At 67.4% G+C, this 12080-nt stretch carries 3 protein-coding genes; all 3 read left to right on the forward strand.

Going from position 1 to position 12080, the window contains the following annotated elements; translation table 11 throughout:
* Positions 1-9: 9 nt before the first annotated feature.
* Positions 10-2463, forward strand: coding sequence for a CHAT domain-containing protein (locus E1300_RS28045; RefSeq protein ID WP_131760083.1), 2454 nt, complete (start codon positions 10-12; stop codon positions 2461-2463).
* Complete coding sequence (locus E1300_RS28050) at positions 2453-11623, forward strand: hypothetical protein (protein ID WP_131760084.1); 9171 nt, start codon at positions 2453-2455, stop codon at positions 11621-11623. Before E1300_RS28045 ends, E1300_RS28050 begins: the two co-directional genes overlap by 11 nt.
* Positions 11624-11874: 251 nt before the next feature.
* Positions 11875-12080: hypothetical protein (locus tag E1300_RS28055; RefSeq protein ID WP_207399992.1), on the forward strand; the 206-nt coding region annotated here is incomplete at its 3' end.

Consider the following 12080-nt stretch of genomic DNA (forward strand, 5'->3'; position numbering starts at 1 on the left):
GATATCACTTTGAAGATCGTCGACGACGAGTTGACCGCCACGGCGGCTGCCATGTCCGAGACGGTGGTCGGCGTGGGAGCAGTGACGGTCGCGAGGTTGCGTCACGCGGCTAAGATGGTCCGCGCCGCAAAGACTCACGCGGCCTTCGCAGACAATCGGGCGGCCGAAAGACTTCGGGATGCTCTCTTCCCGGGTCTGGTCGCCGAACTCCTGCACGAGGAGCGCCGCGAAAGCGGCAGATCAGGCCTGGCTCTACGCCTGCGCACTTCCGATCTCGAGCTACAGCATCTGCCCTGGGAGTACACCGCCGTCGGCCCTCCCCCGGAGGGACAGGAACGCCGCGGTGTAGGGCGACGCGCCTATGACTTCCTCTTCAGACGTCATGATTTGCTGCTGATACGTCAGTTGGCGGACGGTTACGAGCCGCCGGCCGCGCTGCCCGCTGAGATCGCGGTCGTGACGGCGACCGAGACGGCGTCGCAGTACCCGCTCCCGGAGGGCGGGCACTTGGACCTGCAGGACGCGCGAGTCTGGGGCACTCGGTTCGATGCCCGCATCAATGAAGCGCTCGAGGAAACCGCGATCACCGCCAGGGCTTATAACGAGGTGCCCACGTCCCTGGCCGGGCCGGTCTTCGCCTGGTGTTTCTTTGGGCACCACGTATTTCAAGCGGGCGGGCTCATCCTGCCGAGAGATGACGGATTTACGGCGGTAGCTGCGGACGAACTCGCGCGAAGGCTCGTCTCTGCCGGTGTCAAGGTCGCCGTGATCGCTGCTTGTGATACGGCGGTCGCGGATGAGGGTGAGCTCAATCTCGGGTCGTTCGCCTCCAGGCTGGTTCAGGGCGGGGTACCTGTCGTGGTCGCGATGCAAGGCGCAGCCAAGGGCGCGGACGCGGTCGACTTCACCGCCGCGTTCTTTCGCGAGCTGGCTCTCCGCGGAGACGCCGCTCTGGCCTTCCGCGCCGCCCGCGATGCGATGGCGCCCGGCAGCCAGCAGGTCCCGGCACTGTTCACCGGCGTGGCCTCACTGCAAGTGCTGCGTGCCAGGCCCGACCCAGGAGTGTCCCGTCCCGGCTGGGAGGCGTACTGGCTGCCGCCGCACTGGATCCCCGGAGCTGAGGATGGCCCGAGCGACCAGCGCCGTGGCCGTATCGACACGCTCTGGTGCCTGGATAGGACGGCCTTTACTGGGGTGCTTGCCGACGCCCCGGGAGCCGACTTGGCCGCCGCTCTCAACACAGTGGAGAAGCGGATCGCCGCCGCTATGCGGACGCTCGGTCTGCCTGAGCGGCGGTGGTCGACACTGGACGTCGGTCAGGTTGCCCCGGACCGGGCCGCTATAGAGGAGGCGCTCAGCTATGACCACCAGTGGAACGCCTTCCGGGGATACGACGACGCCGTCGCGGGCATCGTGGTTGCCCTTCACTCATCCGATGCGCACAGCCCCCTCGACAGCCTCGCCCGCTATGCCGAGGAACTCAGACGGACGGTCCCGGGAACTGCTGTCCTGTATCACGTTCAGGCAGGCGTACCGGTAACTGCGATGATCCTCGCCGACCGGCTGGGAAATCGCCTTGGCCGGCAGGGCCCTTGCTCAGTTCTCGTACGGACCGCGGTGCCGGTTCCTCGCGTCGAGCCAGCCAACCCCGGCGCCGGGGGCTCGCTCCTTGTCGCGCTCCGCGCCGAGTGCGGGCGGCGCTTACGCGCTCTAGGACTCGCCGAACCGGCGCTGGCCCTCGACCCGGGCGGCCCGCCGCTGCCAAAAATGCCCGCAGTGGACCTCGCCTTGGCCGTCGTGCCGGGAATCGATGCGCTGCAGGCCCCCGAAGCCGCCCGACTACTCAGACTGATCCGTGACCTCATGCCGGAGGCGCACACCGAGATGCAGCGCGCGTGCGCCTCCCGCGGCCCGACCACGGCCGGGTTCGCAGCTTTGGCCGTGGCCACCGACCGCGACGCTGACCTCGCTGAGTGGCTGGAGAGCACTCCGGGAACTGCGGTTGCCGAACCGCGGCGCGCCCCGCGGAGCCTGTTCGGCGCCGACCATATGGACACGATCGGCCTGCGCCTGCAGGTGCTTGGCCACCCGCTGGCGGCGGATTGGCTGGCGGCCGGATCCGGGCGTTTTCGCGACCTCGCTTCACCCATCGATCCAGCTGGGGCACTCTCTTCCTACCCCGCCAAGAGCGCCGTACCGGTGGTCCGGGCGGCTCGTCTGCGCGCCGACGACTTCCCTGATCCGCTGGACACCGTCTCCGCTGCGTTCCTCGCCGCAGTATCGGTCACCGAGCCGAGCCCCAGCCTCGTCGAACGGCTCGGGCGCCTGCCGGACGCCGTCCGGTGCCTTCTCGGCATGGACGACGGCCATGGTCTCGATCCCACGGCCGCCGAACACGTCCTGCAGCTTCACCAGACGATCCAACCCTACGAGCGCCATGGAGGGGCATCCGATGCTCGCTGACTGGGCCTTCTGCACCACGATCCAGCTCGATCCGTCGGAGACTTCGATCGTCCTCGATCTGCTGCTCTCCGTACGCGATCCGGAGTCGACAGAACTGCAGTGCGCCGCGCTCGGCGAACTCGCGAAGAGTGAACCGTGGATCATCGAGTATGCGCTGCCCGCCGTACTCTGGGCGGCCGGGCCGGAGTCGACGGCGGCCGGAGCAGATCGAGCGCGGCTGCGGGAGCTGGCGCGGCATGTGGCGCGCAACGTCATCGACAAGGAGAACGACGACGCTACCCGCAGTGAGCTGAACGGGCTGGTGCAGGCGGCGTTGCTGGGCAAGATCACGGAACGCCTGCTGAGAGCGACCGACCGGATGGTTAGCGCCGTGGCCGACGACCGCCTTGGCCGGTCGCCCGGCGACAGTTACCTGGCGCTCCCGGACTTTGTCCCCGAGGTGGTGCTGCTATCGGTCCTGTCCGTAACGGCGCGCATCGATCCGCAGACCGTCCTACTCGTCTGCGCCGGGGAAGAGCCCTTAGAGACCGTCCGCCAGGCCCTCGACGGAACTTTCGGGCGCCTACCACTGCTCTTGGCCGCGCGCACGATGGCCATGGTTCAGCCGGAGCAGGCGGGATCGCTCGCCGGCGCCATCTGGACGAGAAGCCACGGCAACCCTGAGATCGAGCCCGACCTGCTCGCCGCGGTGATCGAGGTGCTGTTCGGTGAGCCCGGCGCCGACCCCGATGGCTGGCTCGGCGCCATCGAGACCGAAGTGTTCACCGGCGAGCGGCTGCGGAGGTTTTGGACCGGGGACGTCACCGACTGGACGAAGCTAAATCCCGTCCACATGCGGCTCTACGGAAAGGATGTGCCCGGTGACCCGGAGCAGCGGCGCAGCCTGCCCTTAGTGCTCTGGATTGCGCTGCTGTGGGACCACGCGGCTCGGCACCTGCCGGAAGAGACGGCTCGGCGGCTGGGGCACTGGTGGGCCTATCCGAAGCCGGTCGGCGCCACGTTTCGGGCCATGGTGCCACTGACCGGTCCAGCCCTCAGGCGCTGGCGATCGGAGACTTTGAGCTTGCTGCAGCTCCGCCAGCACCAGCGCCGAGAAATCGATCTTCAAGCCCGCACTGGCCAGATGGCGCAGAATTCGCCGCGCTCCCTCACCACCCTCATGTCCCCCTGGCTCTGGCGACGCAATATCAGGTCGCTGTACACCGTCGACCAACCCGGGAAACGGTCACGGAAGCACCCGCTCCCCAGCTACCCGCAGGTCTCAGAGGTCCAGTCGCTGATCCGGATGCTCGGCGCGGCGAACACCGCGGTGGCGATGATGCGGCATGGCGGGGCCGGCGACCACTTGACCGCCTTGGTTTTGCACGCGGCCGACGTCACGGCCAGCGACGGGTTCGGCAATCGGGTCACGAACGTGGCCAAGGGCCAGATGTCCAGATTGACGAGGAGTCGGCCGGATCAGAGCGCTAGGCGGGTTGAGCCCACGCTAGGGCTGGCCGCTTATGTTCAAAGACTGGTGTCGCGAGCTGGCGAGGGGCGATTCACCGCGATACCGCCCAGTCTTTTCGTCGATCTGTTGATCAATGCCGAGCCAGCCGATCCGCACCGCCCCAGCGAACTGCAGAAGCTTCTTACGATCGGTGGTTGGCTCACCGTTTTCCGCTGGATCCAGAATGCGTCCTCCGGAACCGGTGGCGATACGTTCCTGGCCAGACAGGGTAGATGGCTGTACCGCGACGTCGACCAACCCTCTCCGGCGGTCACGGCCATCGGGCAAGGCTGGCCGAGGATCCGCGACTGGTTTCCCGAGAACCCCGTACAGGGCAACTACCGGCAACTTCCGGTGGTGGAGGAACAGGCGGCAAGCCTCGGCCTCGTGGCCGTCCTGGCACTGCAGAGCCGCCGCCGACTCGGCTCATCCCTGCAGGACGTCTCGAGCATCTGGGACTGGCGGCGCTCGTGGGCCATGCAGAAGGCCGACTGGCGCGAAGTGCTGCTGTCGCCGAAAGTGAGGCCGGCCGAGTGGTCTCGCTTCGACCTGACTGTGGAGTCCGGCTGGCTCAAAAAGCTGCCCTTGGCGCTGTTGCGTACCGAGCGGCTCCTCGCCCTCCTCGCCGAAGGGCTGGACGATGAGGGGACGCGCGAGAGGTGGTTCGACGAGTGGCTGGCCTCGGTCGGTCACGCCCAATCCTCGGAGGATCTTCCTCGCGCCCTGCGGCTGCGCATGATCGACCTGCTGGCGGAACCGCCCGCAGACACTGTCGCCGACCTGTGGCATCGGTCGGCTGAGACGGTGATCTACCTAATTGCCGAGTTCGGCCAGGGCACTCCATGGCAGTACGAGGAGATGTTCCGCCTCCTCGCCGCGAAACCCGTCGATACGGGGGAACCCGTTGCCTCAGCGGACTTGATCGGTGAACTTCGGTACCACTGGATGCACGCGGTAGTGACCCGGCAGGGGCCTCAGCAGCGTTCTGCCACGATGAGCACCGCCCACGGCGCGCTCGCTGCCGCCGAGAACGCCATGCTCGTGCGCGGCATGATCCGTCGATTCGTCGATGAGACCGGCTCGGAGACGTTCAGCTGGGGCCGTCGGCCCCTGGGCGTCAGGATTGCGGACTTGTGGCAGAGTTCGCGGCTGTCTGGTCCTTTCACGCTGGTCTCCGAGCGCAGACGGCAGTTGTCCTTGACCGACGTCCGCAACACCGTGGCCGTCTCGTACGACCAGCGAACCGGGATGGTCCATCGCAGAGTGGTCAAACGCTCCACGGAGCACGCACAGGAAGGGCGGGAGGTCACCAACTTCTTCCAGACCGCCTTAACCTCCTCGGTGAAATTTCGGGAGCGCTTAGTGCTGGGTGTTGTCGCAGCTCTGGACGGGAGTGCGGCGGCCCATGTCAACCTCGGGCTGGAGGCGCCGCGGCGCGTGGCCATCACCGAGCCCGTCGCGGTCGGTGACCTTGTCGCGGTACCGCTGAACGCCCAGGGCGGGACGGTCGACGTCGCGGGTGCAGTAGTCCCGATGGCCCGGAGGCCTGAGGACGGTGAAGTGCGTCCGGCGCTCTTGCGGATCGGCCCGGCGGGCCAGGTGGACATCGAGGTCCCCGAATATCCGGTGTTGCCCGGCGAGGGCGAACCCGATCAGGAGCTACTGGTCAAACGCTGGAACCCCAATCTTCTGCACCGCGGAGACGGGACGCGGTTGCATCGACAGGCACGCTGGTCGCAGGCCGACCAGGCTTGGCTGCCAGTGGATCTCGACCTCGTCGAGTTGTTGGCCGCCAAGATGCGGTACCGCACCGCCGCGGATACGCCTGCCGAGGTGTTCGTCGTGACCGCGCCCGGCGGATCGGACGGCACATGGCGGCTGACCACCGAACCCGGGGTCTGCTACCTGCTGACTGCCGATGACTGGGAGGCCGAGAGCCATCAGCGGCTGCTCCATCAGCTCGAGCAGGGTGACCCCGACGGGCTGCTCGTGTACGCAGAGAAAATGAGGTCCGGGGACGATCCGCCACGGCTCAAGCTGCTTGCCGACCCGCCTGTGGACACTCCGTGGCCGCTACTCGGCGCCGGACCGTTCGACGAGCGCATCCCGCGCTGGCGCCGGCTGTTCTCCGATGAGACCCAGGACGTCGTGGTCGCCCGCTACAGCGAGGAAGGCGGCTACCAGGTCGACACACGCGAGCTCACTCAGCAGCGGTCTAACCGGGCATCGTCCTTGCATGAGCTCGGTTTCCCCGCGTCGCTCAGGATCGCCGACGTTGAAGGGGCGGGCGCGACCGCCGTCCGCTGCATGATCGTCGCGGACGAGCTCCAATTGCGGGCCGGGGTCGCGGAATATCGGCCCGCGCGGGACGCAGTCCTGGAGCTCGCGGGCCTGAGCCGTGCCGAAGTTTTCGAACTCGTTCGCGGGCTGAAGGGTGGGCACACTCAGACGCTTAAACGCGGCTCGTGGCGAAGGGCAGGACTGAGCCACAAGGTGCGGGCTCGGACCGTCCACGGCCTCGACGTGCTGGTCGACACCGACTCCCTAGACCTGACCGTCGGCCATATGTCCAACAACCTGCTCAATGACCGGAACATCGAGATCTCCGCGTGGCAAGCCGCTGGCCAGCCGGAGCCCTTCGCCCGTGTCCCGCACGCAGCCTTCGCGGACGCTGCTGGATCGCAGGTGCCCGACTGGAGTCGGCTAGGGCGAGCGGATGGCCTCATCGCCCGCTGGCCGGCCGATCCCGGCGCGGCGAACGCGACCTGTACCGCCTGGGTCCGTCTCGGCCAGGCTGTGGTCGAGGTCGATCTGCCGCTGAGAAAAGGCCAGTCCGGACGTCTCGGCGACCATCTGACGTTTAAGCGGACCGCGGACGAGTGGGACGTGCGCATCCGGCAGCGCGGGCCCGTCGTGAACGCGGTCGGCCGCTGGGAGATCAAAGAGACGACGGCCTTCGGTGCCGACTGCGTCGACCTGGGGTTCGCTGAGGTCGACGGCGTCTACCGAAGAATCGCGGTAGGCAAGCGAGGACCGGTCATCTTCATTGGTCCTGCGGGAACCGCGGACCCGCCGGAGACCCTCCAAGCGGCCTACATCCGCCAAGGCGCCCGGGCTCGGAGCATCGGCAGGGCGTTCAGGGGCATGATCCGCGTGGAGGTCGGCGCGGGCGCCCGCCGCATGTTCGGCACCGCGGACGCCTTCCCCGCTGATGAGGAGATGCGGGTGGTGGACGCGGCGATCGTCATCGAGCGCCGGGGGCGCGACGCCGCGGTCGCGCAGCGCATGCTGACGCTGGAGCCGCTGGGCCGCCAGACCCGCGCCACCGATCCCCAGCTCATGCGCCGCAAGATCTACGAAAACTGGATACGGAACGGAGACGGTCACACCGACGGCCGGATCCTCGGCGGACGGCATCTCAAGCTGCAGCGGCTCTTTCTGGCCACCCGCGACGGTGCCTACATCGATACGGTGCCATTCATGGACGACGAGCCGGCCTGGGTCGAGGACGTCTCCTACTCGCCTAACGATGTGCGGGTCAGGCTCGACGAGGTGGACGGACAGTGGACGGCGTCCTGCCGCCGGACGCGACCGCTCAACGCGGCGGAGTTCGCCCGGGTCATGGTGCACCCGGGTCGCCGCTTCGAAGAGCGCCAGCTGCTGCGACATCCCACCTATTACGCCGGATCGGAGACGCTTCCCACCGGCGGCCGGGCGTTCCGGTTCGAGTGGGGGTACGGCCGCACTGCCCTCATCCCCCAGTCCAAGCTGCGGATCGCGGGCGAGCCCGCGGGCAGTGAGCTGTTCATGTTCTTCGGCGACTTGTTGCGCGCCGCCAAATTCGGTCCCGACGGCGTACTCGATATCGATCCCCAAAGCGACGTCGACTGGCAGATCAACCCCGCGCGGGTCCTGTTCGAAGAGGCACGGCTCCCGCGGGGACGCGAGATGGTGTTCCCCACCCGAACGGTCGTCCGCGACGACGGAAGCATCGGCGTGGTCGCGGTCCGGCGGAGGGAGAGCCGCGGCGAGACGGTGGACGCCGGCCGCAGGCACGACCAGGAGCAACACTTGCGCCGCAAAGCCGTACTCAGGACCCCGGACAGAAGGGAACGGGACGCCTGGCTTCGCCGTCAGGCTGGCGGCGAATCGCTGGTCCTGGCGATACTGGACCGGGACGCCTTCGAAAGATCCGAGGGGCGCGAGCTGGTGTTCCTTTACGTCAGCGGACTCCAGGCCGGGCACCACGTGTTCATGAGGGCCCGCGACATCGAACTGCTGCCCAACGACGCGCTCATCACTTTCGAGCTGCCTGACGACGTCGTTCCTCCGCCGGAGTGGAAGCAGAAGCATGTAACCGTCCTCAGGCGGCAGTTCTCCCACCGTGAAAGCCTCCTGCGCCGGCTCTACCAGGTACCGGACGGTGAACAACGGCTCGGCCGCATCCTCAACGGCTGGGTCATGGTCGTCGAGCTCGTTTCGGAACAACGGAGCCGGTCGCACCTGCGCGGCGTCACCAAGAACGCGCCGGAACGAAGCCCCTCGGCGCTCGTCGGCTACATCAAGTCTCAGGGCGGCCACGGCCTCGGGGTGATCGGCACACGACACTGGAAAGACCAGTCGGTGGCGCTGGAGCTGGGCCCTGGAATGCTGTTCACTCACCGGTTCCCCCACGAACTCCCCTCCTGGGCGAAGCCCGGCGCCATCGTCCGTGTCAGCCTGGAGGGCCGTACCGTCACCCTCCGCCCCGCCATCTCCAGCGACGTCGACTTTCTCGGTTCGGAGCGAGGGGCAGTGATCCTGCCCAAGACCGAGCTGATCCGGAGCGGCGTGCGCCCCGAGCAGGCGGGGGCCACCGGCCAGTTCACTGTCGGCGGCCTCCCCGGCGCCCAGGTCTCCGCGACCGAGGAGAGCGGAAGGGCGCTCATGATGCGGAAGCATCCGAAAATTGCCATGATCGTGAAGGGCCGCAGCGCGGAGGACCCCAGCACGTCGGTCGCCGCGGCCGAACTTTTCGTGGACGACCAGGCCAGACCGTACGCCAGGCCACTCGACGGCCGTCCCGACCGCCCCCTCACTTGGGCGCAACTGTCCTACCGGGACTGTGGCGCGGCCGAACTCCGCGAACTGATCGACAGCGCGCCGGCTTATTACCACGACACGCGGACCGGCCACTGGTCGTCGATCGACCCGCAGACCGGGCGGGTGATCATCGATCAGATGGACTTGGCCAGCCCGGACAGTCCCCGCCCCCCGCTGTTCTTCCAGCAGCGTCGGAACGAGTGGCTCCTGCGATACTCGCCAGGCGACACTCTGCGCTACCGGGCGTTTCCGGCGACGCAGCTGGTCGAGAGCGAACTCGCCGATTCCGGCGAGGCCCACTGGTTCCCAGTGGTCGGGCTGATACGCAATCAGAAGGGGCAGCCCACCGGTTTCTGGCTGGAGACCTCACCGGGCACGGTCCTGGAAGTCCTAGGCAACCTCATGGTCACCGAGGGCGGCCGGGTGCTTGACGGGCTCCAATGGACGCATTTCACTGCGGGCGACCTGGTCCGGTTGCGGCGCCGCCACGGCTCCGGGACACAGCCCGACCTGCTGGTTTTCACCGACTGGAAACCCGGCCCGCGAGGCGCGCTGTTCCGCCGCACTGGGCGGGCGGCCGATGTGGGATCGGCGCTCCTCCCCATCACGGGTGTTGACGTGGAGGAGCTCTCGATCACGCTCGGCGTGGGCATATGGCGGATGGCCCGACCAGTCTCCCGCAGCGAGCTGCGAGAATTCACCATCGGCGACTCCGTCTGGCTGAACCGAGACAACACGCTGCTTACCAGGTCCTCTGAGGTGTTCCAACCAGGTGACGTCGTCCTCACCGAACTCGGCCCGAACGGCCTCGTGCTGCCCTCGGCACACTCGCAGCGGATCGTCCTGGCCGAATCCCAGCAGTGGCCCTACCGGTCTTCTTGGATGCGCGACTTGCTTAGCGACCCGGACGGCGCTGCCACGCTGTTCCGGCTGTGCGGAGGTGGACTACCGCTCCAGGTCATCACGGCGAACGGCGCGACGGTAACTGTTGCCTGGCCGGAGCACGCCCCGTGTACGGTCGCCCCCCGGAGCATCATGCTCGGCCAGGTCCTCGGCAGGCTGGACAGCACCTGGCTCCTCGTCCGCAGCGGCGGGGCTCTGCTGAGGATGCGGCACGACCGGCTGGTGTTCGGGCTGCCGGCATCGCTCACCGGCACTGTGGTGGAAAGCCTGCGGGGCAAGGAGAGTATCTGGCTGCACACCAACGACAGCAGCCAGCCGGCCTCCGGGCTGGGAACCGGGAAAGGCCGCGATCACGCCCTGACTCTCCGTGTTATCGACGTGCTCGAGAACGAGACCGAGCTCGGCGTGCTCTGCCTCGACCCGCGCACACGAGCGATGTACTGGCTGCCCGCCGCGGAGGCCAGCTGGATCACCGACCTCACCGCCGCAGAACTACGCTCCTTCCTTAGCGACAAAGACGGCGAGCTGCGGCGGGCGCCGGTTAGCGTGCAACTGCAGACCAACGGGACCGTCTCCCACACGAGGACCTTCGGCGTCCGGCGGCGGCTGCAGGCGCTCGAACCCGGGCACCCGCTCCGTGTGGACGCCCAGCCAAGCGACAAGAGGTCGAACGGCCGGTACCTCGCCCGCATCTACCACACCGACCTCTTGGTCGAATTGGACATTGGTGGCGACGTCGACCTCGAATTGCGGCTCGGCCTGGGCGAACCGATCCGCTGCGAGGTCGCCGCCTGCCCATACAACCACCACCCCGGAGTCATCGTGGTGCCCGCGGGCCGCCGCGAGCAGCGGCTGGACCTGCCCAAGGCCCTACTCGACTCGGAGAGCTCGGCCGCCCACACCTCGTACGGCGACTCCTACGACGCGGGAACAAGTCCGGACGCTCGGCCCTCCGACCCGCACCACGCGGTCGTCTGGGCAGCGAACACGCGCCTGGCCAGCGAGCTGGCCGCCTGGCATGCCCCCCTCGCGACGTGGCTCGGTACCCACGGGCCAGGCGCATTCGGGGAGAACGATGCAGAACTCCCTTTGGCGCCTCTCCTGGCGACGATCATCCTGCTGGACCGGCTCGGCACCGCTGGGAATGCAACGGCGGATCGTTCCGCCGTCCATCTCCTGTGGCAAGCCGGCCTCAGAGCACAGCGCTCGCTGCACGTCGAACCGCTAATGCGCCACATGGCGGCCGACGACCACGAGAGCATCGGAATGCGCAGACGGCTGTCCAATCTAACAATCAACCAGATGGTGAATCCCGAAGAGCGACAGCAAATTCTCGCCTTCGCTCGTGCGGTACTGACCAGGGTGCCCAGCGGTGAGCTCGAGCTGCCCGAAATCGCTCATGCGCTACAAACGGCGGTCGGTGCTCCCAGCGAACACCATGATCCAACACAACACGCAGTACTCCTGGCCGAACTGGCGCCCTACGGCCGAGCGCTCATCCCGCCGCGGTCGCATGACGTCGCACAGCCGGAACTACTGCCCTACCAATCCGAGCATGTATCACTGATGCTTGAAAAGCTTCTACGCTCCCGCCTCCCGCTGGTCCTCCTTTCTCCCCTGCTGACCCTTCCACCGCGACTTACCCGGATGCGGCCCGACCTTTTAGATGAAATGAGAAACGATTGACCTCACTGCCGGACGCGAGTCCAGGCCGGTCGACGCCATCCAATGGAGGACCCTGACCGCATCCAGCCCGACATTCGAGGCCAGCGGCGTCCGCGTGCCCGGGAACGACGTCGATCTCGTGACCTAGATGTACTGCCCAGGCAGGTTGGTTGAGGTTGTGTGGGGACACGGTGTGCCGCTCGGAAACTCGATTCATGCTGTGACCTGGGGTCTCGCTACGGGATCACGTATCTGGCTGGGACCATCTCGAGGTGCTGCTGTCGCTGCTGTACCGGTTGGTGAGGTGCCTGTTCGGTTTGTTGGCGGTGCTGGTTCGGTCGGATCCGTCCAAGGACGTCGAGTTGCTTGTGCTGCGGCGTGAGAACCAGGTGCTGCGTCGTCAGCTGGGCGGTCGGCCGCAGTGGGATCACGGCGACCGGCTGTGGTTGGCGGCGTTGTCCCGGCTGGTTCACCGCCG

This window comes from Actinomadura fibrosa (genome assembly GCF_900659615.1).
Classification (GTDB): domain Bacteria; phylum Actinomycetota; class Actinomycetes; order Streptosporangiales; family Streptosporangiaceae; genus Spirillospora; species Spirillospora fibrosa.

Coding starts and splice junctions, on each gene's coding strand:
- E1300_RS28050 (WP_131760084.1), top strand. CDS start 2,453: ATGCTCGCTGACTGGGCCTTCTGCACCACGATCCAGCTCGATCCGTCG.